The 24,297-nt window shown below is 39.7% G+C and carries 25 protein-coding genes; 5 read left to right on the top strand and 20 right to left on the bottom strand.

Features of this window, described 5'->3' with window-relative positions; genetic code table 11:
- Nucleotides 1-40: 40 nt before the first annotated feature.
- The 13 genes from ON073_RS13940 to yceD form a co-directional block, all read right to left on the bottom strand.
- Nucleotides 41-814 (bottom strand): TatD family hydrolase, encoded by a 774-nt coding sequence (locus ON073_RS13940; protein ID WP_274762489.1) that lies wholly within the window; start codon nt 812-814, stop codon nt 41-43.
- Between the two features lie 14 nt (nt 815-828).
- Nucleotides 829-1,155: a PilZ domain-containing protein gene (locus tag ON073_RS13935; RefSeq protein WP_054981038.1), complete on the bottom strand. Its 327-nt coding sequence runs from the start codon at nt 1,153-1,155 to the stop codon at nt 829-831.
- A 13-nt stretch (nt 1,156-1,168) separates the two neighbouring features.
- Nucleotides 1,169-2,059: a hypothetical protein gene (locus ON073_RS13930; RefSeq protein ID WP_274762488.1), complete on the bottom strand. Its 891-nt coding sequence runs from the start codon at nt 2,057-2,059 to the stop codon at nt 1,169-1,171.
- Entirely contained in the window at nt 2,056-2,685 is a 630-nt protein-coding gene (gene tmk / locus ON073_RS13925; protein ID WP_274762487.1) for a dTMP kinase, read from the bottom strand. Before tmk ends, ON073_RS13930 begins: the two co-directional genes overlap by 4 nt.
- Nucleotides 2,682-3,668, bottom strand: a complete 987-nt coding sequence (gene mltG, locus ON073_RS13920) for an endolytic transglycosylase MltG (RefSeq protein WP_274762486.1) — start codon at nt 3,666-3,668, stop codon at nt 2,682-2,684. Before mltG ends, tmk begins: the two co-directional genes overlap by 4 nt.
- Entirely contained in the window at nt 3,665-4,456 is a 792-nt protein-coding gene (gene pabC, locus ON073_RS13915) for an aminodeoxychorismate lyase (RefSeq protein WP_274762485.1), read from the bottom strand. The genes mltG and pabC overlap by 4 nt, the downstream gene beginning before the upstream one ends.
- A gap of 59 nt (nt 4,457-4,515) precedes the next feature.
- Nucleotides 4,516-5,754 (bottom strand): beta-ketoacyl-ACP synthase II, encoded by a 1,239-nt coding sequence (fabF, locus tag ON073_RS13910; protein ID WP_274762484.1) that lies wholly within the window; start codon nt 5,752-5,754, stop codon nt 4,516-4,518.
- 104 nt (nt 5,755-5,858) lie between these two features.
- A complete protein-coding gene (acpP, locus tag ON073_RS13905) occupies nt 5,859-6,095 on the bottom strand; it encodes an acyl carrier protein (RefSeq protein ID WP_274762483.1) in 237 nt (78 codons plus the stop codon).
- Nucleotides 6,096-6,302: 207 nt separating this feature from the next.
- Nucleotides 6,303-7,049 (bottom strand): 3-oxoacyl-ACP reductase FabG, encoded by a 747-nt coding sequence (gene fabG / locus ON073_RS13900; RefSeq protein WP_274762482.1) that lies wholly within the window; start codon nt 7,047-7,049, stop codon nt 6,303-6,305.
- A 15-nt stretch (nt 7,050-7,064) separates the two neighbouring features.
- Nucleotides 7,065-7,997, bottom strand: coding sequence for an ACP S-malonyltransferase (gene fabD / locus ON073_RS13895; protein ID WP_274762481.1), 933 nt, complete (start codon nt 7,995-7,997; stop codon nt 7,065-7,067).
- Nucleotides 7,998-8,071: 74 nt separating this feature from the next.
- Nucleotides 8,072-9,148, bottom strand: a complete 1,077-nt coding sequence (gene plsX, locus ON073_RS13890; RefSeq protein ID WP_274762480.1) for a phosphate acyltransferase PlsX — start codon at nt 9,146-9,148, stop codon at nt 8,072-8,074.
- A gap of 10 nt (nt 9,149-9,158) precedes the next feature.
- Nucleotides 9,159-9,326 carry a 50S ribosomal protein L32 gene (gene rpmF / locus ON073_RS13885; protein ID WP_010559953.1) on the bottom strand — a complete coding sequence of 56 codons (168 nt, stop codon included), beginning with the start codon at nt 9,324-9,326 and terminating at the stop codon, nt 9,159-9,161.
- A gap of 11 nt (nt 9,327-9,337) precedes the next feature.
- On the bottom strand, nt 9,338-9,862 hold the full coding sequence (gene yceD / locus ON073_RS13880; protein WP_274762479.1) for a 23S rRNA accumulation protein YceD: 525 nt from the start codon (nt 9,860-9,862) through the stop codon (nt 9,338-9,340).
- 118 nt (nt 9,863-9,980) lie between these two features.
- On the opposite strand from yceD, the gene ON073_RS13875 reads away from it, so the two are divergent.
- Nucleotides 9,981-10,577, top strand: a complete 597-nt coding sequence (locus ON073_RS13875; RefSeq protein ID WP_274762478.1) for a Maf family protein — start codon at nt 9,981-9,983, stop codon at nt 10,575-10,577.
- Nucleotide 10,578: 1 nt separating this feature from the next.
- Here the strand turns inward: ON073_RS13875 and ON073_RS13870 are convergent, their stop codons facing one another.
- Complete coding sequence (locus ON073_RS13870) at nt 10,579-11,214, bottom strand: HAD-IIIA family hydrolase (protein WP_274762477.1); 636 nt, start codon at nt 11,212-11,214, stop codon at nt 10,579-10,581.
- Complete coding sequence (gene rluC / locus ON073_RS13865; RefSeq protein WP_274762476.1) at nt 11,214-12,173, bottom strand: 23S rRNA pseudouridine(955/2504/2580) synthase RluC; 960 nt, start codon at nt 12,171-12,173, stop codon at nt 11,214-11,216. The genes ON073_RS13870 and rluC overlap by 1 nt, the downstream gene beginning before the upstream one ends.
- Nucleotides 12,174-12,688: 515 nt before the next feature.
- Between rluC and rne the strand changes: the two genes are divergently transcribed.
- Nucleotides 12,689-15,727, top strand: coding sequence for a ribonuclease E (gene rne / locus ON073_RS13860; protein WP_274762475.1), 3,039 nt, complete (start codon nt 12,689-12,691; stop codon nt 15,725-15,727).
- A gap of 111 nt (nt 15,728-15,838) precedes the next feature.
- Here rne and yejK read toward each other — a convergent pair whose 3' ends face one another.
- The gene (gene yejK / locus ON073_RS13855) at nt 15,839-16,849 is read right to left on the bottom strand and encodes a nucleoid-associated protein YejK (protein ID WP_274762474.1); all 1,011 of its coding nucleotides are present in this window, start codon (nt 16,847-16,849) and stop codon (nt 15,839-15,841) included.
- A 62-nt stretch (nt 16,850-16,911) separates the two neighbouring features.
- On the opposite strand from yejK, the gene ON073_RS13850 reads away from it, so the two are divergent.
- The 3 genes from ON073_RS13850 to ON073_RS13840 all read left to right on the top strand — a co-directional run bounded on the left by ON073_RS13850 (nt 16,912) and on the right by ON073_RS13840 (nt 19,121).
- Nucleotides 16,912-17,124, top strand: a complete 213-nt coding sequence (locus ON073_RS13850; protein WP_274762473.1) for a DUF1414 domain-containing protein — start codon at nt 16,912-16,914, stop codon at nt 17,122-17,124.
- A gap of 4 nt (nt 17,125-17,128) precedes the next feature.
- Nucleotides 17,129-18,595, top strand: coding sequence for a DUF3413 domain-containing protein (locus tag ON073_RS13845; protein WP_274762472.1), 1,467 nt, complete (start codon nt 17,129-17,131; stop codon nt 18,593-18,595).
- 61 nt (nt 18,596-18,656) lie between these two features.
- Nucleotides 18,657-19,121 carry a hypothetical protein gene (locus tag ON073_RS13840; protein ID WP_274762471.1) on the top strand — a complete coding sequence of 155 codons (465 nt, stop codon included), beginning with the start codon at nt 18,657-18,659 and terminating at the stop codon, nt 19,119-19,121.
- 43 nt (nt 19,122-19,164) lie between these two features.
- Here ON073_RS13840 and ON073_RS13835 read toward each other — a convergent pair whose 3' ends face one another.
- The 4 genes from ON073_RS13835 to ON073_RS13820 are packed head-to-tail and all read right to left on the bottom strand — an operon-like array spanning nt 19,165 to nt 24,182.
- Complete coding sequence (locus ON073_RS13835) at nt 19,165-21,858, bottom strand: DUF349 domain-containing protein (protein ID WP_274762470.1); 2,694 nt, start codon at nt 21,856-21,858, stop codon at nt 19,165-19,167.
- The gene (locus tag ON073_RS13830) at nt 21,848-22,129 is read right to left on the bottom strand and encodes a YeaC family protein (protein WP_274762469.1); all 282 of its coding nucleotides are present in this window, start codon (nt 22,127-22,129) and stop codon (nt 21,848-21,850) included. The genes ON073_RS13835 and ON073_RS13830 overlap by 11 nt, the downstream gene beginning before the upstream one ends.
- A 1-nt stretch (nt 22,130) precedes the next feature.
- Nucleotides 22,131-22,454: a hypothetical protein gene (locus ON073_RS13825; protein WP_274762468.1), complete on the bottom strand. Its 324-nt coding sequence runs from the start codon at nt 22,452-22,454 to the stop codon at nt 22,131-22,133.
- A gap of 51 nt (nt 22,455-22,505) precedes the next feature.
- Nucleotides 22,506-24,182 carry an alanine/glycine:cation symporter family protein gene (locus ON073_RS13820; RefSeq protein WP_274762467.1) on the bottom strand — a complete coding sequence of 559 codons (1,677 nt, stop codon included), beginning with the start codon at nt 24,180-24,182 and terminating at the stop codon, nt 22,506-22,508.
- Nucleotides 24,183-24,297 lie beyond the last annotated feature (115 nt).

Below are 24,297 nucleotides of genomic sequence, written 5' to 3'. Positions count from 1 at the left end.
TAAGTAAAAGAGGCAAGGTCACGCAATTTTCCAACGTATTCTACTTGGCGAGCTTAAATAACTGGTAGAAGTTATCTGTAGTGGCTTTAGCAAGCTCTGAAAACGATAGTTTTTTAAGATCCGCAATAAAATATGCAACATCTTCAACGTATGCAGGCTGGTTTGTTTTACCACGGTGCGGCACAGGCGCTAAGTACGGAGAATCTGTTTCAATTAGCAAACGATCTAGCGGTATTTTTTCAACAACTTCACGCAGTGCTGCGGCATTTCTAAAGGTAACAATGCCTGAAATAGAAATATAAAAACCAAGGTCGAGTGCCTGCTTTGCCATTTCCCAATCTTCAGTAAAGCAATGGAGTACACCGCCACAGTTTTCAGCATTGTGCGCACGCATAATGTCTAACGTGTCTTTCTTTGCGTCTCGGGTATGAATAATCAGCGGTTTATTTAATTCATTTGCGACATCAATATGCCCTGCAAACGAATCTTTTTGCACTTGGTGGGTGTCTTTACTGTAATAGTAATCAAGCCCTGTTTCACCAATGGCGACCACTTTATCGTTATTAGCAAGGTTTAATAAACGGCCTTTATCAAGTACATCTTTTTGATCAAGCGGATGAACGCCGCAACTTACTGATACATCATCAAAGCCTTGCACTTTTTCCAGCATACCTGGAAATTGATCAAGGGTGACTGATACACATAAAAAGTGTTCTACTTTTTTGGCGCGAGCGTTATCAAGTACTTGTTCGAGCGATAAGCCAAGCTCATCAAAATTTAATCTGTCTAAATGACAATGAGAATCTACAATCACAAAAAATCCATAAACTACATGGTATAAGTGGGATCGCTAGAGTTTAACATACCACCTAGCATTTTTTCGATTTTATCGCGTACTTGGCCTTTATCATCAATAAAGCTAACGCCAATACCAGGTGGATTAGAGTTTTGACTGCCTTGCGGTGTGATCCACACTACTTCACCGGTGATCACATCTTCTTCAAGTGCATCTGGTAAGCTAATGCGAAGCGCAAGGGGCTGTGACATTTCAAATTGCATATTAGTACGAACAAATAAGCCACCTGTTTTAAGGTAAGGCATGTAGCTTTTGTAAAGCTCACGTGTGTCTTCAAAATCAACGAGTAATTCTTGCAAAATAATGTCCTATTTATAAATAACTTAATTTTTTCAGTAATTGATTTAACTGTAATGACAAATTAAGTCCTTTAACTTCTTTAAATTTATCTGCAAAGCTGAGTAACGCTTGAGTTTTTTCTTGGTAGCGTTTTATATCAAGCGTATTACTGAGTAGCTCAGTTTGCAATTTTTGTGCGTAAAATTGCACAAATATGTCTATATAATCAGGGTTTTGATTAAAAAGTTCAAGCAATTGCTTATGGCGTGTTTGGAGGCCACTTTGCATTATCATAGTGTATAAATCTTCTATGACATTAATTTTCTCTTGCTGCTGCCAAAGTGCAAGGGTTTGCGGGCTGTGTAAAAAAGCTTTCACCCATGGTGCATTAATATCAATGCCTAAGCTGCTGATAAAAGACTTCGCAAGCTCAAGGTCAACGCTTAGTTGCACTTTAAAGCAACGACTTAAAATAGTCGCAGGCATCGCAGCGCTATTTTGCGCTAATAACATTAAGTAGCGATTGCTGTTAGGTTCTTCTAATGTTTTTAACAGTGCATTACTCGCAGATAACGTTAAACTCTCAGCATTTTTAATAATAACAACTTTATTGCCCTGATAACTTGCGCTGGTAACAAAAAAGTCACTAATTGCACGTACTTGTTCAACACTAATCGTGTCTTTTTCTGGTGCAATTAGTAAATAATCTGGGTGTGTTTGACTTTGATTTAATAGACATGCTTTACAGTGGCCACATGCCTGCATGGGATTAGTTAAACACAATAAATCAATGGCAAGTTGCTGGGCCAAATCAAAACTACCAACTCCCTGATTACCAAGTAATAAAAGACCATGATGCAAGTGTTTATTTGCACCAAGCGCAACTAATCTTTGATAATCGTTTTGAAGCCAGGTTGGGATCACGCAGTTGCCCCTGCTATAAACTGTTTAAGTGCATTTTTAATGTCTGAATGTACTTTATCCATTGGTTGACTGGCATCAATTGTAATTATGCTGCTGTCACTCTTTGCGGCTGCTAAATAAACCTCGCGGGTTCTTTCAAAAAAACTAAGCTGCTCAAGCTCAATGCGGTCAAGTTCACCGCGATTAGCTGCACGTGCCAAGCCAATTTTAGGGTCAATATCCAAATACAGGGTTAAATCTGGTTTTAAATCACCCAGGACAATATTGGCTAAGGCGTCAAGTTTATGTTTTTCAATTTCTCTACCACCGCCTTGATAAGCTTGTGACGATAAATCGTGTCTGTCACCTAGTACCCAATCGCCCTTTGTAAGTGCTGGTGTAATTACATTTTCAACCAATTGAGAGCGCGCTGCGTACATTAATAACAGCTCTGTTGCATCACTTACTTTTTCTTCATGTGTCGCTTTAACAAGGCTACGCAGCGACTCTGCCAGTGGCGTGCCGCCTGGCTCACGGGTATTCACAAAACTAATCTCTGCGTCATTTAATAGTTGCTGACAAACAGCAATTGCAGATGACTTTCCAGCGCCTTCAAGGCCTTCAATTACAATAAATTTACCAATCATTTGTTTAATAAATATTTCCTAACTGCTGCATTATGTTCAGCTAATGTTTTTGAGAAGTGATGCTCGCCACCGCCCGATGCAACAAAATAATAAAAATCAGAGTAACGCGGATTCAAAGTCGCGTAAATAGCTTGCTCTGATGGCATTGCAATCGGTGTAGGCGGTAAACCATTAATTCGATATGTATTATAAGGCGTATGGCGCCTTAAGTGCTCCGATTTAATGTCACCTTGATATTCATCCCCCAAGCCATAAATCACAGTTGGGTCGGTTTGTAAGCGCATGCCTTTATTAATCCGATTAACAAATACAGAAGCGATTAAATCTCGCTCGGCATTATGGCCAGATTCTTTTTCAATGATGGACGCCAAAATTAACGCGTCATACTTGGTTTTAAGAGGAACGGCCATATCGCGCGTTTGCCATGCACTGTCTAAGGTGTTAACCATCTTCTGATAAGCGCGTTTTAGGATATCTAGCTGACTATCACCAGCAGAATAAAAATAGGTGTCGGGGTAAAACCAGCCCTCAGGGTTATCTTGTTTGATGCCAATATCTTTAAGCGCATTTTTTAATGCGATTTCTGAGACGTTTTCAAGGTATTTAGCGTTTTTAAAATCACTAAGCACTTGTTTAAAGGTGCTACCTTCTACAATAGTAAATGGAAATTGATGATCCCGCCCATTATTCATGTCGCTTATCATCGCAAGCAGAGGTTTTTGCTCAATCAAATACATACCTTGCTTTAGCTTAACCATCTCTGGATTAATTTTGGCGTACACTTTTAACCAAAAACAATCCTTCACCCAGTTATTCTTTTGAAATGCGTGGCACATCGCATTCACACCGGTGCCTGCTTTTATTTGATAAAGTGTTGGCTCATTAATTGTGATTTGAGAAGTTTGTAATTGTTTAAGCTGAATACCAATAAATGCACCAGCAGCCACAACAAACGTAAAGATAAAAGCAAGCGCACGGATCATAGCGCAATCTCACTTAAATAAGTTAGCGCGGCGTCTTTATCATAGTCTGTATTATCAATACGTGTAATGGGCACGATACCCATTAAACTATTACAGCAAAATACATTATCCGCAGCGTAAAAATCTTCAAGAGTAAGTGTTTTAAAATTAATTGTGAGTTGCTTTGTAAGGTGCGCTAAATAAACGCCATAAATCCCTGAGTTTTTAAGACAAGGAGTAAAAAGCTCGCCATTTTTTAATAGCAGTAAGTTTGCAACTGTGGTTTCAATCACTTCACCATTGCAGTTTAGCAACACCCCTTCATTAAACCCTTTTTGCTTTAGCTCTTGTTTGGCTATTACCTGCTCCAATCGGTTTAAGGTTTTTAAGCCTGCTGTTAATGGGTTAATAGCAAGTGGTGTTTCAAGCGTATCAAGTTCAATGCCTGTGTTTTTTATTGTTAAGTAATTTTCAGGAAAGGGTAAACAACTGATGTAAACTTGCGGTAATTGGGATTCAGGTATTTGATAGCCTCGTCCGCCTTGACCACGACTAACCACCACTTTTACCACAGTAAGCGCCTGAGTTTGCGCTACCTGTTTAATTTTCGATTCAATTCCAGTTAGGTTGATATTGTCAAAGAAAAGACGAGTACTACATTGCTCAAGTCTTGCCAAATGTTCTTCTAATAACTGCGCTTCACCGTCAACTACTTTGATGGTAGTAAAAAAGCCATCACCGTACTGGAATGCTCTGTCATTGGTAGGCACTGTATTTGGATTATTTTTGTTGATTATTGTTATATCCATAGCGACAAAAAAGCCTAGGAAATCCTAGGCTTTTAATACTTTTTGATTTCTGCTAACGATTATATCTTCTTAAATAATAAAGAGCCATTAGTTCCACCAAAGCCAAATGAATTACATAGGGCATAGTCTAACTTAGCGTCACGCGCAGTATGCGCAACATAGTCTAAGTCACAGCCTTCACTTGGGTTATCAAGGTTGATTGTCGGTGTTACTTTTTGGTCGCGAAGCGATAAAATCGTTACAATTGATTCAACTGAACCTGCAGCACCCAGTAAGTGACCCATCATTGATTTGGTCGAGCTAACTAATACATCGCTTGCCGCTGCGCCATAAATAGACTTAACTGCGTTGGTTTCAGCAATATCACCTGCTGGTGTTGATGTACCGTGCGCATTAATGTAGCCCACTTGCTCTGCATTCACACCTGCATCATTAAGTGCATTTTTCATCGCAAGGGCTGCGCCAGCGCCATCTTCCGGTGGTGACGTCATGTGATAAGCATCACCACTCATACCGAAGCCAACAAGCTCAGCATAAATTTTTGCACCACGTGCTTTTGCGTGTTCGTATTCTTCTAAAACAACAACACCTGCACCATCTGCAAGTACAAAACCATCACGGTCTTTGTCCCAAGGGCGAGACGCCGCTTGTGGGTTATCATTACGTGTAGAAAGCGCGCGTGCCGAACTAAAACCACCCATGCCAATTGGCGTAGATGCTTTTTCTGCACCACCTGCTACCATTGCGTCTGCATCACCGTAAGCAATCATACGAGCTGCATGACCAATATTATGAAGACCTGTTGTACATGCCGTTACGATCGAGATATTAGGACCTTTTAAGCCATGCATGATCGACAAATGACCAGAAATCATATTAATGATGGTCGAAGGCACATAAAAAGGTGATAATTTGCGTGGACCGCTGTTCAATAACTTAACGTGGTTTTCTTCAATTAGAGTTAAGCCACCAATACCTGAACCTACCGCAACACCAATACGTTCAGCGTTTTCTTCTGTTACTTCAAGGCCTGAATCTTTAAACGCTTGTACACCAGCGGCAATACCGTATTGAATGAATAAATCCATTTTTTTGGTATCTTTTTTCGCCATGTATAACGTTGGGTCGAAATCTTTTACAAGACCCGCGAATTTAGTACCAAAGTCAGTCGTATCAAAATGGTCAATTAAACCAATGCCACTTTGACCCGCTAATAAACCTTGCCATGTTGAATCAACATCATTACCTAGAGGGGTTAACATACCTAGGCCAGTAACCACTACTCGACGTTTAGCCACAGTCATCTCCAAAATATATTAGGTGCAGATAATACAAAAGCCCGAAAGCGGGCTTTTGAAAAACAAAAGGCAGCTGGAATGCTGCCTTACTGTCTAAGCTTTTATTACTCAGCGTGAGCAGTAACGTAATCGATAGCTGCTTGAACTGTAGTGATCTTCTCAGCTTCTTCGTCTGGGATCTCAGTGTCAAACTCTTCTTCAAGAGCCATTACTAGTTCTACAGTGTCTAGTGAATCAGCGCCTAAATCATCAACAAATGATGCTTCTGCTTTAACTTCTTCTGCTTGAACACCTAGTTGCTCTACGATGATTTTTTGAACACGTTCTTGGATGTTGCTCATTCTTATTTCCTTAATTAAAAACGCTTTGCGTTATTTTTCAGATTGCGGCGTAGTTTACGCTGCAAAATTTTATGATTCAAGATTCATTTCCATTTTTATTATCTGGTCGAACCTCACAAATCAAAAACTAACCTTTTATCGCCTACTTTCACCGCAATTTCAAGCCTAAATTAAACAATTTCGCCGAAATTGCGATAAGCGTTTGGCTTAGATCATGTACATGCCGCCATTTACATGCAAAGTTTCGCCTGTTACGTAAGCAGCAGCGTCAGATGCTAAATAAGCCACAGCCGCTGCAATTTCGTTCGGCTGACCTAAACGATTTGCCGGCACGTTAGCAAGCGTTGCTGCTTTTTGCTCGTCAGTTAGCTCATCTGTCATATCAGTTTGAATAAAACCTGGTGCAACTACGTTAACCGTAATACCGCGAGAAGCTACTTCACGTGCCATTGATTTAGAAAAACCAATCACACCCGCTTTTGCCGCAGCATAGTTTGCTTGACCTGCATTACCCATAGTGCCAACAACAGAACCTACGTTAATAATACGACCCTTTTTCTTTTTCATCATTGGACGTAATACCGCTTTTGATAAACGGAAGATTGACGATAAGTTGGTGTCGATAATGTCATCCCATTCACTGTCTTTCATGCGCATTAACAGATTATCACGTGTGATACCGGCATTATTTACTAGTACATCAATATCGCCTAAATCAGCTTTAATCGCAGCTAATGTTGCTTCAATTGATTCAGCGTCTGTTACGTTAAGTGCGTAACCTTTACCGTTTTCACCTAAATAATCACTGATATTGGTCGCGCCACCTTCGCTAGTTGCCGTACCTGCAACCGTCGCACCAAGTGATACAAGCGTTTCAGCAATTGATTTACCAATACCACGACTCGCGCCGGTTACTAGTACAACCTTACCTTCTAAAGAGAATAAGTTACTCATAAAATGTTCCAATAATTAGGCGTTTAACACGCTAGAAATAGAGTTCAAATCATTAACTGCTTCGCAGCTAACGCTTTTATCAATACGTTTTGCAAGACCCGTTAATACTTTACCCGGGCCAAATTCATAAGTTGTTGTTAAGCCATCTTGTGCTAGTTTTTGCACTGTTTCAGTCCAACGTACTGGGCTATATAACTGGCGTACAAGTGCATCTTTAATTGCTTCACTTGCAGTTTCAGTAGCTACATCAACATTATTAATTACTGAGATTTCAGGTGTATTAAATGTAATTGCTGCTAAATCTTCAGCTAGCTTATCAGCTGCTGGCTTCATTAATGCACAGTGAGACGGCACGCTTACAGCAAGCGGTAATGCACGCTTTGCACCCGCTTCTTTACATAATTCACCGGCGCGCTCTACCGCTGCTTTTTGGCCTGCAATAACCACTTGACCAGGTGAATTGAAGTTAACTGGTGACACGACTTCACCTTGAGCTGCATCAGCACATGCTTTTGCAATCGCATCATCAGCAAGGCCAATAATTGCGTACATTGCGCCTGTTCCTGCTGGAACCGCTTCTTGCATGTAAATACCACGTTTTTCAACCAGTTTTACTGCTTCAGCAAGTGAAATAACACCAGCACAAACCAGTGCAGAGTATTCACCTAAGCTATGACCTGCCATAGCACTTGGTTTTTCACCACCGTTAGCAAGATAATGACGATAAATTGCAACACTTGACGTTAATAACGCAGGCTGAGTGCAGTGTGTTTCGTTAAGTGATTCTGCAGGACCTTCTAGCACTAATGCCGCAAGGTCATAGCCCAGTGCATCGCTTGCTTCACTGAAAGTAGCTTTTACTACTTCTGATTCAGCTAATAATTCAGCCAACATGCCCACTGATTGTGAGCCTTGACCAGGAAATAAAATCGCTGTGTTATTTGACATAGTTTTCTTCTTCTATAACAAAACAAAACCAGCTACTGCTGGTTATAAAAATTCTTTAAGTGGAAAAAATGCGCTTACTTATTGCAGGGTGAACAAAATGAATCTTTATCCACATTTTCAAGGTCCAATTGTTGGCCTTTTAGCGCTGCAAAACGGGCTTCAATTTTTTCAGGAAGTTGCTTTTCAACTTCTCTCACGGCTTCGTTAATAGCTGCTAAAAATGCAGGCGATTTAGCATTACCGTGACTTTTAACCACAATACCGCGTAATCCTACCAAACTTGCACCGTTATACTGGTCGGGGTTCATCTTTTTATAGAGCTTTTTTAGCACTGGAAACATTAAAAGTGCCGCTGCACGATAAAAAATACTTTTCTTAAGGGTTTTGTTCAGCTTATGAATGATCATTTTAGCGATACCCTCACAGGTTTTTAGTGCAATATTGCCCACAAAACCATCACACACAATAACATCGGCCTTACCTTTAAAAATGTCTGTGCCTTCACAGTAACCGATGTAATTTATTGCGTCAGATTGCTCAAAAATTTCTGCTGCGCGTTTGATATCATCATGGCCTTTTATTACTTCAGCACCAATATTAAGTAAACCTACTGTCGGGTTTTTTATGCCTTGTGACTGCTCGGCCACCACGCTGCCCATTAAAGCAAATTCAAATAATGTTTCAGGATCAGCAGTAACGTTGGCACCTAAGTCAAGAAGGTAAACTGGTTTTGGCTTTTCTGTTGGCACAGAGCTAATAAGTGCCGGACGGCTAATGCCTGGCAGCATTTTCAAAATGCAGTAAGCCATTGCGAATAAAGCGCCTGTATTGCCCGCTGATACACATGCTTGCGCCTCACCTGATTTAACTAAATCAAGGGCCTTTCGCATGGAAGAATCTTTTTTTGAACGTAATGCCGTAGCAGGTTTGTCGTCGTTATTAACAACTTCACTACAGTGTTTGATATGTAATCTAGGATGTTGCAGTGCGTCGAGCTTTTCTAGCTCAGTGCGAATAAGTGTTTCGTTACCACATAAAATCAGGGTGATATTATCGTGCAAATTAACAGCTTCAATTGCTGCTGGCAACGAAGAACGGGGGCCGTAATCGCCCCCCATTATATCTAACGCTATGGTTAGATTAGACATCAAAATAGCTCGATTAAGAAACTACTTTTTCGCCTTTGTAGTAACCGTCTGCAGTTACGTGGTGACGACGGTGAGTTTCACCTGATACTGGATCAACAGTTAGAGTTGGACCATTGATCGCATCGTGTGAACGACGCATACCACGCTTAGAGCGAGACTTCTTGCTTTTTTGTACAGCCATTGCCTTATCTCCTAAGAATCTTTCTTAAGTTGTTTCAAAATTTCAAATGGATTTGGTTTGTCATCTTCTGCTTTTATTTCACCAAAGCTCAATGGCTTTTCTGAAAATCTGCAATGAGACTCTTCATGCATCGGTACTATTGGGATGGCTAACATTAACTCGTCTTCAACAAGTTGATGCAAGTTAATTTCACCTTCCTCATCCATCTCTACAACGTCATAACATGACGGTAGATGCTCAGATGACTTACCTATACCTATTGGCGAATAAGCAAAGTCTAGTTCCAAATCCAACCCTAACTCTTCATTACAGCGCTGACAAACTGTAGTAATGTTGGCTTTGGCTTGGCCTTCGACAACACTAATACCTTGTTCATCTTTTCTGAAATGAATCTTAACTTCGACCTCACCCTCGCTCCTAACAACTACTTCGAGTAATCGAGGAAGTTGTTCAAACAACACAACACCGTCATAACTGACCTGTTTTTGTGCTGTTCTTACCGGATCAAGCGTGATCGGAATCTTCACCTTTTGCATAGGGGCTGCATCATATAGATTGTTAGACTTATAGTCAAAATAAAATTCAACTTTCCTTTGCATTTAGGGCAATTGAATTCTATTCTGCGCAAAAAGTAAGTATTCGTTGAAAATTATCATGAAAACCCCGTTTATTTTAGCGTCAAGTTCACCGTTTCGAAAATCAATTTTAAAAAAAATATTGCCAAATTTTGATGCGTTTTCACCAGACATTGATGAAAGCACCAAAACGAATGAAGCGCCAATTGAATTAGTCGAAAGATTAGCAATTGAAAAAGCGAAAACAGCCACGCAAATTTACCAGCAAGGTATTGTGATAGGTTCGGATCAAGTTGCCCTTTTTGATGGACAGATATTAGGTAAACCGCATACACGAGACAAAGCGATTGAACAGCTAACTCTTTTTTCAGGTCAAAAAGTAGAGTTCATTACATCTTTAGCGGTTTTTGATATCGAATCAGATAAGTTCCATGTGACCCACGATATAACCCAAGTCTATTTTAGAGAGTTAACGCAAAGCCAAATTGAGAATTACATCGATATAGAGCAACCATTAAACTGTGCTGGCAGTTTTAAATCTGAAGGTTTGGGAATTGTTCTTTTTGATAAAATAGTTGGTGAGGACCCAAACAGTTTAGTGGGCCTTCCTTTAATCAAGCTCACATCGTTATTACATGAGTTTGATGTTGACCCACTTAATCTGAACGCTGATTAATTTAAAACAAGTCTACTAGCTGCTCAAACTGATCAATAATGGCGAATGGTTTAAGCGGCTTTAATTGACTCACCGGGTGAGCGCCAAAACTTACACCTACCGATGTTGCCTTAGCATTGTTTGCCATCGCTAAGTCCATCGTTGTATCGCCAACCATCACGGTTTTATCACTTGCGATATTAAGTTCATCACAAATTTCTAAAATCATTTCAGGCGATGGTTTTGAAGCACATTCACAAGCTGTACGTGTTGCCTTAAATAGATGTGCCAATTCTGTTTCCGCCATTAAACGGTTTAATCCCTTCCGACTTTTACCCGTTGCCACAGCAAGTGTATAGCCTTTTTCATGTAGTGCTGTTAAACACTCTCTTACATGAGGAAAAAGCGTTGATGGTGTTTCTTCGTTTACGTAAATGTCTTTATAACTTTGCGAGAGGGTTAAAGTCATTGACGGCTTTTCAAACAGTTCGTTAATGGCTACATCAAGACTAAGCCCGATAATCTGTCTGATTGCATCATCAGTTGGTCGAGCTAATTGGTGGCAGTCTGCCACCAATTTAACCGTATTCACAATTTTTGGCACGGTATCCATAATGGTACCGTCCCAATCAAAAATGATTAATTGTTTGTTAGTCATTACTTGTCTTCACGAAGTGTTTTTAAGCAATTTTTTAAATTGCCATCTAAAGGCGCTTCAACACGCATAGACTCTTCTGTTTTAGGATGTACAAATGTTAAGTCATGAGCATGTAAGAAAAGACGGTTTAAGCCCTTTTTCTTCATTTCGCTATCAAACTCTGCAACACCGTATTTGTCATCACATGCTATAGGATGGCCTTTGCATTGCGTATGCACACGAATTTGGTGTGTTCTTCCCGTCACAGGCGATGCTTGTACTAATGTTGCAAATTGACCAAAACGCTCTAATACACGAAAACGTGTTTGACTTGGTTTACCTTCTGCTTCATCAACACGCACCACACGCTCACCTGATTGCAAGGTATTTTTACGAAGTGGCTCGGTAACATTTTTAATTTTGCTTGCCCAACTACCTGTAACTAGTGCCCAATAATTTTTCTCCATGGTTTTTTCACGCAGTTGCTCGTGTAAACCACGTAAAATGGAGCGTTTTTTTGAAACCAGCAAACAGCCTGATGTATCTCGGTCTAAACGATGCACTAACTCAAGGTTACGCTCTTCAGGGCGAATACTACGTAGCGCCTCAATTAAGCCATAACTTAAGCCACTGCCACCATGTACTGCCATGCCAGAAGGCTTATTAATAACCATCAAGTATTTATCTTCAAACAGAATGGCGTCTTCAAGCTTATTGATTTTATCGAGATTTTTAGGCACAAACTCTTGTTTTTCAGCAACTTTAACTGGCGGAATACGTACCATATCGCCCGCTTTCAGTTTGTATATCGGTTTAATGCGTTTTTTATTTACGCGCACTTCACCTTTTCGCAAAATGCGATAAATGGCACTCTTAGGCACACCCTTCAAAAAGGTAATTAAAAAGTTATCAATTCGTTGGCCATCATTGCCTTCATCGATATCAACAAATTGGACCTGATTTTTTTGCTGTTCTGACATTGCCTAATCACTGATTTGAGTAATAATTTAGTTGCGAAGCGTCCATATTTAATGGGATAATCGCGTTCGAAATTGAACCTTTGAGAGCAAAAATTCCGCTCCAACAGTCAATTTGGTGTTTTATTAGCCAAAGCTAACGATGAAACACGCTTTAAGACGCAGATCATACAGGTCTCTGACAGCTTTCAAAAGCTTTTAACGATCTTAAAGCGCATGTAGTGGCCCACTGAAGCAATGAGTGTACTAGATTGTGACCCGGAAAAGCCCCATCGAACTCAGCTAATAAACGTATTTTAAAAGATAAGATACGAGATTTACGACCACACGTCGTTCAGAATATATTTAAATGAATTTTTGTGCTGGGCTGAACAATGCCGAGCACCTGCCAGTAGGCAATTTAACAGAAAATCGGAGTAATACTCCACCCAGACAGCCCAGTCGTGAGACTGCACAATTTCGTGGGTGTCTGAACAAGTATGGTTGTTAATCTCTACTACTATATAGAGTTTAACAATATGAAACGTATGCTGATCAATGCAACGCAACAAGAAGAAATGCGCGTTGCACTGGTTGATGGACAGCGCTTGTATGATTTAGATATCGAAAGCCCTGGCCATGAACAAAAAAAAGCAAATATCTACAAAGGTAAAATTACTCGCGTAGAACCTTCTCTTGAAGCAGCTTTTGTTGACTATGGTGCAGAACGCCATGGTTTCTTACCTCTTAAAGAAATTGCCCGCAGTTATTTCCCTGACGGTTACACCTTCAACGGTCGTCCAAACATTAAAGATGTAGTTAAAGAAGGCCAAGAGGTAATCGTACAAGTTGATAAAGAAGAGCGCGGTCAAAAAGGTGCTGCACTTACAACCTTTATCAGTGTTGCTGGTAGTTACTTAGTCTTAATGCCTAACAACCCTCGCGCAGGCGGTATTTCACGTCGTATCGAAGGTGATGAACGAACTGAACTAAAAGAAGCATTATCTCGTTTAGAATTACCAAAAGGTATGGGCTTAATTGTTCGTACAGCAGGTGTAGGCAAATCGTTCGAAGAGCTTGAATACGATTTACGTGCACTACTTGTTCATTGGGACGCTATTAAAAAAGCATCTGAAAGCGGCCCTGCTCCGTTTTTAATTCACCAAGAAAGTAATGTAATTTTCCGCGCTATTCGCGATTATTTACGTCGTGATATTGGTGAAATCTTAATTGATAAGCAGCGCGTATTTGATGAGGCAAAAGCACACATTGAGCGTTTCCGTCCTGACTTTATTAACCGTGTAAAACTATACACAGGCGATGCACCATTATTTACTCACTATCAAATTGAAAGCCAAATTGAATCTGCTTTCCAACGTGAAGTGCGTTTACCATCAGGTGGTTCAATTGTAATTGACCCAACAGAAGCATTAACGTCAATCGATATTAACTCGTCTAAAGCAACAAAAGGCGGTGATATTGAAGAGACAGCATTAAATACAAATTTAGAAGCTGCTGACGAAATTGCACGTCAACTTCGTTTACGTGACTTAGGTGGTTTAGTAGTTATCGATTTCATCGATATGACTCCGCCGCGCCACCAACGTGCGGTAGAAAATCGTTTGAAAGATGCGGTTAAGCCTGATCGCGCGCGCGTTCAAATTGGCAAAATTTCACGTTTCGGCTTACTTGAAATGTCGCGTCAGCGTCTTCGTCCGTCACTGGGTGAAGCAAGCCAAGGTACTTGTCCACGCTGTAACGGCCAAGGTACTGTGCGTTCTAATGAGTCGTTAGCACTGTCTATTCTTCGTTTATTAGAAGAAGAAGCAATTAAAGACAATACTTCGCAAGTAAATGCACAGGTACCAGTACCGGTTGCAACTTATCTTTTAAATGAAAAACGTAAGAGCGTACGTCGTATCGAAAAGCGTCATGGTTGTCACGTTGTGATTATTCCTAACCCGCATTTGGAGACGCCGCACTATGAAGTTATTCGTTTAAAGAAAGACGAAACAATTGAAACTGTAAGCTTTGACCAAGTTCAAGCGCCAGAAGTAAACGTTGAAACAATCGTTCATGCTGAAAAAGCAGTAAAAGAACAGCCAGTACTGCAAGGTGTTGTTGTTCCAAGTGAGCCTGCGCCAGTTAAGAAAGAAGAAAAAGAAGGTTTATTTACCAAAATTGCAAAATGGTTTGGCAGTTTATTTGCAACTGAAGAACCTGAAAAGCCAGTGAAAAAACGTGGTGGTCGTCGTAATAACCAGCGTAGTAATGACAACCGTCGCCGTAATCAACGTAAGCCTAATAATCGTGCTAAGCAAAATGCCAATGAGCAAAAGGAGCAGCGCGAACAACGTGATGAAAAGCGTAACGCAAAAGAGAACAATAACCGTCGCCGTCGTAACAACCGCTCAAACGCCAATAAAGTGGACAAAGAGCAAAAACAAGTTGAAACAACAGCAAATGAGCAACCAGTTAAGGTAAAAGAGCGTCGTCAAAGAAGAAACATGCGCAAGAAAGTGCGTGTTGAAAACACCAATGACACAGCGGTAGTTGAAACTAGTGCAACTGAAACTGCAGTTGCTCAAGAAGCCGTAACTAAGCCAGTAGAACCAAAATCTGTTGAGAAAAAACCAGCTAAAGCGAAAAAGCCGATGCCTGCTGTAGAACCAGTGGCAACACAAATTGAAGCTGAAGTTGTTACACCAGTTGCAGTTGAAGAAGTTTCTTCACCAGAAGAAAAGCAGCCTGCAGTTTCACATGAAGCACCAAAAAGCAGTGAAACAGCTAAGGTACAATCTGCAAAGCAAGAAGCACCTGCTGAGTCAGATTCTTCAGAAGATGAAAAAGAGACGCGAACTCGTTCACGTCGCTCACCACGTCACCTACGCGCTGCTGGGCAACGTCGTAAAAAGCCGAGTGAAAACAAGTCTGATATCGAAATTGAAACAACTGAATCACCTGGTTTTGTGCCTGTAGCTGATCAAGCAATGGCCGAAGAAGAGCAAAAAGATGATAATGTACCTGTAGCGCAAGCAGTTATCGAAGCACAAGCTGTAAAAGCTCCAGAAACAAGTCGACCAGTTGTTGCAGAGACACTAACTTCTGATGCTGAACAAGAAATAGTGGAAGACGCCGCAGCTGTAGCTTCAGTTAAGCCTGCTTCTGAAGCAAACACAGCTGAAAACACGATATCTAATGATGTTGATTTAATAGAGCCTAGCGTTACAAAAGTGTCTGCGCCAGAATTAACCACAGAGCCAGTTGCCGACGCTGAAGTTACAGCAAAAATTGAAGAAGTAACAGTTGAAGAGCCTGCAGTTGATAACACTATCGGCACTGAAAATGTTAAAGCTGAAATTTCTGTTGATGCAAATAAGCCTAAATCGAACGGTACAGTTTACGCTCACGCAAGTGCACCTATGACGAAAGCAACAGGTGCCGCACTTACAGACGGCTTTATCATGCCAACAGCAATGGCCCATAATGAACGTCAAGTGCCTGTGGCAAGTGCAATGCGCCCAGGCAGCATAAACCCTGTGAGTAAAGCTAGTGCGCCAATGGCAAAAACAGTTTAATCTTAAGTTGTAACTAAAAGAGCCGCTTAATGCGGCTCTTTTTTTGCTTCAAATCGAGTAATTTAAATAGAGTCGATAAATCTAAATCTGATGCCTATGAACAAAGAACAATTAATTCTCTTCAAAAAAGCGTTCTAATTGGTCCTTTAAATTAGGTGGAATTCCTTTGATAGTTAATGTATCTGTGTACTTATCGTAAAGAACACGTTCACCTAAGTGCTTACGTTCAAAACTAACACTTACTCCACTTCCTTGACCGGAAAATTTAACCATTGACGTGACTGTTTTCTTATCTACCGGAAACGATTCTTCAAGATCATAAGCTTGTTCTTTATAAAAGCTATCAAAGCTCACATTTTCATCGCGACTAATGGTATTTGATAACTGAGAAACATCTGCGTCACTGCCTGTTGCAACACAATCAGAACAATAATCAAAAACTTGTTTGCGCAAATCGTCTTTCTCCGATTTATCAAACTGTCTGTCAGATAAATAATCTTCCACAGCAGAAAGCATTGCCTGAGATTGCTGTCTTGCATCGATGCCCTCTTCACAACCTAGGAAATCTAAAAAGAAATCTGCAACTTTTCTACCTGCGCGCCCTTTAATAAATGAAATGTAACGATTATCCTCAAGCGCTGTAGCCATACCATTGAGGTCAATACGCGCCGCTAACTGCATTTTAGCAATATCTAAATGACGCGATGAGGTTAAATCTAATTCTTGGTTAATAGAATAATGCTCTTTAACATTAACAAGGGCGATCATTACATAATCATCTGCCACAAAACGATAGTGACAGAAAATTAAGTAACCGGTTTCATTGAAGGCGTATTTATTAAGCTCTTCTTTTAGAACTTCTGCTGCTTGCTCAGTTAAATGATAAAAATGCATCTCACCTTGACGGTAACTTTGAATACATGAACTCACCACGCCATTTTTTTCAGAGCTGAAACCACAAAACCCTTTGCCTGGTTTACCGTTATAAGCATGGTGTAGTTGCTCAATAAAGATGTTTACCTTGTCATTTACTGGCATTTCATCATTGCGTAGATGAATTTCAACGGTTTCGTCTTTTTTGTCTACATAGTGAACGACGAGTCTTTCTACTTGCACTGTCATCTTTGTTTTTCACGCCTCAAATGTTAAAATATGAGTAATTTTATAAAATTAGAACTTAATTGATGCCTATCTTATCAAAATATTCAGACCAGCAAGTAGAAAATCTTGTAGATGACCTTTTAAAAACACTTGTAGCACATAAAGCACCACTAGATTTAAGTTTAATGTGTTTAGGAAATACACTTTCTCATATTATTAATGAGAAAGTGCCTGCTGCACAACGACAAGCACTGATCGACAACTTTACACAAGCCTTAAAAGACTCTGCAAAGTAACGCTATGAATTTGTCATCACAACAGGCGTTTTCCTCAAAAGCAGCAAAGCTGTTAAGTTGGGGTCATTGGTTTACCTTTGCAAATATATTATTTGCGCTCGTGGTGAGTAGTCTGTATTTAATTTCAGATCCGCTACCAATGACACTCTCAGGTAAGGCCTTTTTAATTTTTAATTGGCTTGGCCATATCAGCTTTTTAACGTTCTTATGTTTTGTGCTGACAATTTTCCCACTCAGTTTAGTGTTTCCCTACCCCCGCCATATTCGTGGTATGGCGGCGGTTATAGCCACTTTTACAATGTCACTTTTAGCGCTTGATGCTTATGTGTATTTCCAATTGGGATATCATCTTTCACCTCAAGTCTTTGAGCAAATTGTCTCATTAATAAGTGATACCATTTCGACAAATCCAACATTATCCTTGTTTGTAGCAGGCGGCATTATTTTTGTAATTTTGTTTTTCGAACTCATTGCCAGTAACTTTACATGGCGCCATCTAACCGAGTTAAGACAAAAACCTTTTCGCCGTTATATTTCACCAATTTTTATTTTTGCATTTGTAGCGAGTCATTTAATTCATATTTGGGCTGATGCAAACGTTAAGCTTGATATTACAAAGCAAGATAATGTGTTGCCTCTTTCTTACCCGACAACGGCAAAAAGCTTACTAGCACGTTATCAACTCGTTGATTTAGATGAATACAAAGAAGCGCAAAATGTCGATTTTGCAAATGGCAAAGTAACTTACGTAGCCCCTTCAGAGGCACTTTCTTGCAAAGCAGTAAATAGCAAAGCGCTGGTGTACGTTTTTGACTCTGAAGAATTACTAAACACGTATTTACAAAAGCACGCGTTGAACCCTATTGAGAATTTTTATCAGCCTGCCAATAAACAAGAATCGCTGTTTAATCTAATTTATGGTTTGCCAAGCTATTATCAAAAAACCATACGCACCCAAGGTATTTTACCAGCATGGAGTAATACGGTAAGGGCATCGTTTATCAACTTACCTCGTCTAGCAGAAGATGTTGATGCGAATTTAACCATGTTTTACATTAAATCAGAGGATGATTTAACCAAAGCGATTAAGCAAAAAGCTGATTATGCTTATGCGGTTACAGATAATAGTGAAAGCGCTTGGCACAAATCCACACTATACACTAGCGAATCACTGCTACCAGCAACCATTACAACGCCTCAAGATGTTATCACCAGTGTCTTAGCAACAACATTCGCATGCCAAAGTATAAACAAATTTACGCTAGGTAATAACATATTTAATGAAAATGAAACCGGTGTAAATATAAGTGGAAACACCCTATTAATTTATAAAAAAGATAAACTGACACTTCTGACCTCCGATGGAAAGCACGAAACAATTTCAGCTCAGCAAGGCTTTGCAATAGAAAGCCAGCTAGAAGTACCTTTCCTGGTAGAAAGCCTTAAAAAACTCAAGCAATTTGAGCAATAGCCATTCCCTTTCTATACTCTAATACATGACAGGATGTCACTAGAGTATAGAAGGAACTACAATGAAATATCTCGCCGTCCTAGCGTACACTCCCTTAATAGCCTTATCTGCACCTGATTACTATCAATGTACCTCAGAGCAAGGAGTAACATTCAGTCAATTTCCTTGCAAAGCAGAACTAAACCAAGAAAAACGTTCATTTTCCCCAGTAAATACATCATCGAAACCGTTTGCAAATAAGAAAACCCTAACTGAATTTACTACTAATCAGAGGGTTAACGCTTTTGATAGCAAAATTAAAGGTGTGTTAAATAAAATAAACTCCCTCAAACAAGAACGTTTTCTTGAGTTAGAAAAGCTTAACAGTAAACTTCTTCAAACAATGAATAGTGATGAAAAAAAGGTGCTTCTAAAAGAAGTAAAAGAAGAGCGAAAACGCATTAAAGAAAGTTACAAAGAGCGCCTTTCCCATGAAAAAGACAAGCTAAGCTGGCTTCGCACTGAGCGAGCTGAGTTAAAAAAATAAAGCCACAAAATTGTGGCTTTATTTTTTATTAAGTCAGCAAACTTTATATAAATGCTGGCTTTATTCTAGCAAGCAGTTTAAGTGATACCTCATCAAGTTCGCCATGACTGAGCCACGCATTTAATAATGATTCATTATCATGCAAGCTACCGTTTACCTTTTCTTGTAACAAGGTTACTTGTTCACTAAGACGAAGTGCGGTATCGGCTTCAGGTGACTCTAATTCGTTTAAAAGCTCTAAACGAATTGTTAATTGATGCCTTGAAAGCTCACTCACTTCTTTTTGCTGCCATTCAATTGGTATATCACCTTGCTCTAGCGCAGCAAATAAAGAAATCATTTGCTCTTGGGATTTTTCTTTTTCTATCATTTCAAGATGATTTTGATATTGCAAAATCAATTCGTTGATTTCTTTAGCTACATTTGTTTTATGTAACGAAGCATCAAACAATTCTGCTTTTAATGCCTTCAATTGCGTTAAGGCAGTTTGTAGTGAAGTAAAATTATTAAGATCAGCTGCATTATTTATCTCTTTATAACGACTTTGAAATGCAACAAGCTGAGAGTTTTGTTGCTCACGCTCAGCTTTTTTCTGAATGTCACGTAATGCAAATGCCTTATCGTTAATTTCACGAAACGCATTCCAAAGCTGATTCTCATGATTTTTACCCGCAAAACCAATTTCTTTCCAGCGCGCCTGAAGCGCTTTCAGTTGGTTAATCACATCATCAATATTGTCATTGGTTAAACATGCTTCTGCATCTTTAACCAACTGGGTTTTTAATGATGCATTGTTACTGTGACTTTCTTTGATAAATGCGAAGATCTGATTATCAATTGGTTTTAAACTCGCTAATAGCTGCTTGTAGCGTTTGTTATCAACTTCACCCGCGTCACGCCAGTCTTGCTTTAATTTTTTATATTGTTTTTCAATATCTTTCAGGTTGATATTTGGTAAAGTAGTTAAAAGTGCTTGATATTCATTAATAAGCAACTGACGCTTAGCCACATTTTCTTCGCGCACAGCTTCAAGAGCTGCATAATGTTCACGACAAGGTTTAAACGCTACTTCTAACTGCAAATTAAACTGTTCATCAAGTGCTTTTTCTTCGTCAGTTGCAACATAACCCAGCTCGTTCCAACGCTTGCGTGCAATTTTAATCCACGTGCTCAGCTCTTCAATATTATCTGATTGTTCAGCAATTTTTTCATTTACCTCAGCTATAAGCTCATGACGTTTTGGTAAACTAATTTCTCTTTGCCATTCATTTACTTTAGTAAGCTCTTGCTCAACATATTGATATTCAGCTTCAAGGCGTTGTTGTGCTGATGTTGGCAGCTCGCTAAACGACGTTTGTACACCTTTGAAAATACCAAAACACACTTTGAAGCGTCCTGCTTCAATTAAACGTTTAATGTCTTTTAATTGTTTAGAAATACCCGCTTGTAATGACTTAAACTCATTAAATAAAGCTTTGTGTGCTGAGTACCATGCTTTGTCGTGACTGCGTAATTGGTTTAGATAATTACGCATTAATGGCTTGGGTAGCGCCTTAATCATTTCATTAGAAGTATTAAACCACTCGTCTTTTTCAGCTTGCGCCGCATCGAGCGTTTGTAAATTTGTTGCAATTGTAAGAGATTTTGCTTTATTTACTTGTGAGGCTATAGCAGGCAATAGATCAATTACCGCTTTTACTTCTTCACACTGTCCTTCGATAGTCAATAATTGCTTTTGGAAGTTCGCCGTAGGCAAACTTAACTGCTCTAGACTCGCAAGCTCTGTCTTCATTTTCGCAATCACAGCATTAAGAGATGCCAGGTTGTCGGGAGTTGGTTCACTTAATAAAGTATTCAGTACACCTTCAGCTTCTTTATTCAATGCTAAAGCATTGTTTTTTGCGTTTTCAATTTGTGCTTTTTTATTTTCTTGTGCTTTTAGTTCATCAAATTTTACTTTTAATGTAGCTAGATGCGCCTCAACTTTTGCCAAAATGACTTGGTGCTTTTCTTCAACTTGCTCTCTGTCTGCAAGATATTCTAGCTCTAGATTTTGCCACTCTGTTGATAACACAGCTAACTCGTCAGCGCATTTGATGTAATCAAACTTATCTCTGAGTGCATTAAGTTTTGCCAAAACAAGCGTTACAGCCTGATTAACTTGTTGTGGTTTTAACGCTTCACGTTGTTGCTTTTCAGCCTCTTCTTTGAGCTGTTTTGCCAGTGCAGGTTTTGCATGTTTAACAATCGCTTTATCTAGCTGTACGCTTTGCATAAGCGGCACTAAAAGAGGTTGCTGCGATTCAGTGGCTGAAATAAAAAAATCTGAAATAAGCGCTTTATTACCTATGCGTTTTAACAATGCTACTTTTTTATCAAAGTCAGTTATTAGCGGTAATAACGATTCTAGCTGCTGCGGTTTGTCACAACGTTTAATAAGAATGTTTAACTCTTCTTCATTGGGTGTATGCTGCGCTAGCTGATTAAATATCTCTTTTTCTGCGCTATTTTGCAGTGACTGACTCGTTGTTTGTTTGTATGTTTTCCACCACAACGAAATATCGTTGATGCGCTTTAATGCTGCAATGCGTACTTTTTCATTATCATCAGATTGCGCTAGCTGATTCAAAATCGCATTTTCTTTTGATTTATTTAAATCAAGTTTACTGACCGCAACTAAACGTTCGGCTACTTTTTTACTTTTCCATTTCGGCGTGAATAAACTACTAAATATCATCTTGCGCGAACCTTGCGATCTCATTTTGTGGACTAAATTCTTTCTTTAATTGTGCTTTTGATTTTTGAACCATTTGACCATCTTCGCCGATAGTAAATTGTTCGTTGCTTTTGGCAACCTTTGCTTGGTAAAGCATCACTAACTGTACTGTTTGTTCTTTTTGTGCGTCGGTTAAAGGCGTACCGTCAGGCCATTTACCTGTCGATGCGCCATATTCTAAGCGAGCAAATAATTCAGGAGTAAGAGAGTTAACTAATTGTTCGATATTCATGTTACGACTTTTTCAATAAAATAATGCGAATACGGTTAATGATGTACCAGACAAATCCTGCTGCTATCGCACCATAGGTTGTCATTTGTTCTAAGCTTTCAGCTGCGGGCTCTCGCGAATAAAGGTATAAAAAACCGCCCAGGAAAATAATCAGTGCAACAAAAGACTGGTTTAGTAATCCTTGCTTACGCTTGATATATTGGCGATAAGCAAGCTTTTCTCTTTCATGCTGATCAAGTCCTGCCACTGCAGTGTCACAATGTGGACATACTTTGTGTTTATCAGAGATTGGTTTACTACACGCTGGACAACTTATCCTCGCCATTTACTGCTCCCTAAAGCTAACTAAAAAAGGCGCCTTTCGGCGCCTTCTAGTTTACTCTTTTTCTTGGCTGTTGTCTTTTTTAAACTTCACCCAATAATCATCAACTTCTTGCTTCATTTCTTTACGAAGCAACATAATGCCGAATAAGTTAGGTAAGGTCATTACAACAATTGCCACTGCTGCAAGTTTCCAAACGAGCGTTGTATCTGCAAACGATGCCCAGAAGAACGCAGCAACATAAAATACACGATACGGCATAACTGAGCGCGAACCTAGTAGGTAAGTCATTGCACGGTCACCGTAATATGACCAAGCAATTGCTGTAGAGAATGCAAATAGTAATAGGCCAATCGATACAATGTATTGACCGTTTTCACCAAAGTAACCACGTTGGAACGCTAGTGTTGTTAGTTCCGCAGAATGAACAAGTGACTTGCCGCGAACAACAATGCTTTTATCAACGATGCTACCTTTTTCAATCACTACTGTACCAGTGTGAAGGTGGTCGCCATCTAAAAGGAAACGAATTTCTTCACCAACTGAACGGTTATGAATTACAGTAAAGTTTTGATTTACCGCTTTACCTTCAATTACATTCAACTTACCGCTAAATGGTTTAATACTTGATTGTTGATCATTCAGGTAGGCATATAACTCGTTACGCTGCGCTTCAACACGCTCGTGGTAGTTACCATCAATGAATTCCATACTGGTGCGCTCAAAACGAGTATCAAACTTTTCAGTCCATGCACCTGATGACAAAATCACCAAACCTGTAAGTGTACAAATAATGATTGTATCAATGAACGGCTCTAGAATTGACACCATACCTTCTGATACCGGCTCGTCCGCCTTAGCAGATGCGTGGGCAATTGGCGCTGAACCTTGACCTGCTTCGTTTGAGAATAAACCACGGTTTACACCACGGTTAAACGCATACGCAAATGATGCACCAATAAAGCCACCTGCTGCTGCAGAGCCTGTAAACGCATTAGTAAATACAGACGCAAATGCAGGGCCGATGTTTTCTATGTTATAGAAGATAACGCCAAACGCACCAATAATGTAAACAGCCGCCATAAATGGTACAACACGTGACGTGATGGCGGCGATACGCTTGATACCACCTAAAATAACAAGTGCAAGTAAAATAGCTAAAACACCACCTGTTAGCATTGGCTCAAGACCGAAGCTCGCTTCCATACCCTGTGCAATGTTATTGATTTGTGGCAGTGAACCTGTACCGAATGAGCTAATTACAGTCGCAACGGCAAATAATACAGCAAGCCATTTCATATTAAGACGACGATCCATGTAATACATAGGACCACCTGCCATAGTGCCATCTTCTGTTTTAACACGGTATTTATGAGAAAGCGTTACTTCTACAAATTTGGTTGTCATACCAAAGAATGCGGTCATCCACATCCAGAAAAGCGCTGCAGGACCACCAATTGAAATCGCCAGTGCTACACCACCGATGTTACCTGTACCGACGGTACCTGAAAGTGCTGTTGCAAGTGCTTGAAAGTGCGTTGTATCACCTTCATGTTCTTTTTTATCGTATTTACCACTTACTATTTTCCAGGCATGTTTAAAGTATAGTACCTGAGGAAATTTTAAATAAATGGTGAAAAATAGACCTACACCAAGCAGTACGTATGGGAACCAAAAGGCACTCCCTAACATACCATCTAGCATATCTAAAAAATTGCCAAATGCTTCCACAACTTGTTCCTCTTATTATTATTTTGGGTAGCAATACCAATTCTGTTAAGTATGTGATCAGAAGTAGCGCTGGAGAAATGAAATGATAACAAGGCGGAATTTTTCTTATGTAGTT

It is taken from the genome of Pseudoalteromonas sp. G4 (assembly GCF_028875915.1).
GTDB lineage: Bacteria > Pseudomonadota > Gammaproteobacteria > Enterobacterales > Alteromonadaceae > Pseudoalteromonas.
The sequence above is the reverse complement of the archived record's forward strand: the minus strand, read 5'-3'. Positions and strand labels throughout refer to the sequence as shown.

What these genes read in the sequence shown, in the direction of transcription:
- ON073_RS13825 (WP_274762468.1), bottom strand. Translation starts at nt 22,454, where the DNA reads ATGGCGAGGATAAGTTGTCCAGCGTGTAGTAAACCAATCTCTGATAAA.
- rluC (WP_274762476.1), bottom strand. Translation starts at nt 12,173, where the DNA reads ATGTCAGAACAGCAAAAAAATCAGGTCCAATTTGTTGATATCGATGAA.
- yceD (WP_274762479.1), bottom strand. Translation starts at nt 9,862, where the DNA reads ATGCAAAAGGTGAAGATTCCGATCACGCTTGATCCGGTAAGAACAGCA.
- fabG (WP_274762482.1), bottom strand. Translation starts at nt 7,049, where the DNA reads ATGAGTAACTTATTCTCTTTAGAAGGTAAGGTTGTACTAGTAACCGGC.
- rpmF (WP_010559953.1), bottom strand. Translation starts at nt 9,326, where the DNA reads ATGGCTGTACAAAAAAGCAAGAAGTCTCGCTCTAAGCGTGGTATGCGT.
- mltG (WP_274762486.1), bottom strand. Translation starts at nt 3,668, where the DNA reads ATGATCCGTGCGCTTGCTTTTATCTTTACGTTTGTTGTGGCTGCTGGT.
- ON073_RS13835 (WP_274762470.1), bottom strand. Translation starts at nt 21,858, where the DNA reads ATGATATTTAGTAGTTTATTCACGCCGAAATGGAAAAGTAAAAAAGTA.
- ON073_RS13870 (WP_274762477.1), bottom strand. Translation starts at nt 11,214, where the DNA reads ATGACTAACAAACAATTAATCATTTTTGATTGGGACGGTACCATTATG.
- tmk (WP_274762487.1), bottom strand. Translation starts at nt 2,685, where the DNA reads ATGATTGGTAAATTTATTGTAATTGAAGGCCTTGAAGGCGCTGGAAAG.
- ON073_RS13845 (WP_274762472.1), top strand. Translation starts at nt 17,129, where the DNA reads ATGAATTTGTCATCACAACAGGCGTTTTCCTCAAAAGCAGCAAAGCTG.
- pabC (WP_274762485.1), bottom strand. Translation starts at nt 4,456, where the DNA reads ATGGATATAACAATAATCAACAAAAATAATCCAAATACAGTGCCTACC.
- rne (WP_274762475.1), top strand. Translation starts at nt 12,689, where the DNA reads ATGAAACGTATGCTGATCAATGCAACGCAACAAGAAGAAATGCGCGTT.
- fabD (WP_274762481.1), bottom strand. Translation starts at nt 7,997, where the DNA reads ATGTCAAATAACACAGCGATTTTATTTCCTGGTCAAGGCTCACAATCA.
- yejK (WP_274762474.1), bottom strand. Translation starts at nt 16,849, where the DNA reads ATGACAGTGCAAGTAGAAAGACTCGTCGTTCACTATGTAGACAAAAAA.
- ON073_RS13875 (WP_274762478.1), top strand. Translation starts at nt 9,981, where the DNA reads ATGAAAACCCCGTTTATTTTAGCGTCAAGTTCACCGTTTCGAAAATCA.
- acpP (WP_274762483.1), bottom strand. Translation starts at nt 6,095, where the DNA reads ATGAGCAACATCCAAGAACGTGTTCAAAAAATCATCGTAGAGCAACTA.
- ON073_RS13850 (WP_274762473.1), top strand. Translation starts at nt 16,912, where the DNA reads ATGCCTATCTTATCAAAATATTCAGACCAGCAAGTAGAAAATCTTGTA.
- ON073_RS13830 (WP_274762469.1), bottom strand. Translation starts at nt 22,129, where the DNA reads ATGAATATCGAACAATTAGTTAACTCTCTTACTCCTGAATTATTTGCT.
- ON073_RS13840 (WP_274762471.1), top strand. Translation starts at nt 18,657, where the DNA reads ATGAAATATCTCGCCGTCCTAGCGTACACTCCCTTAATAGCCTTATCT.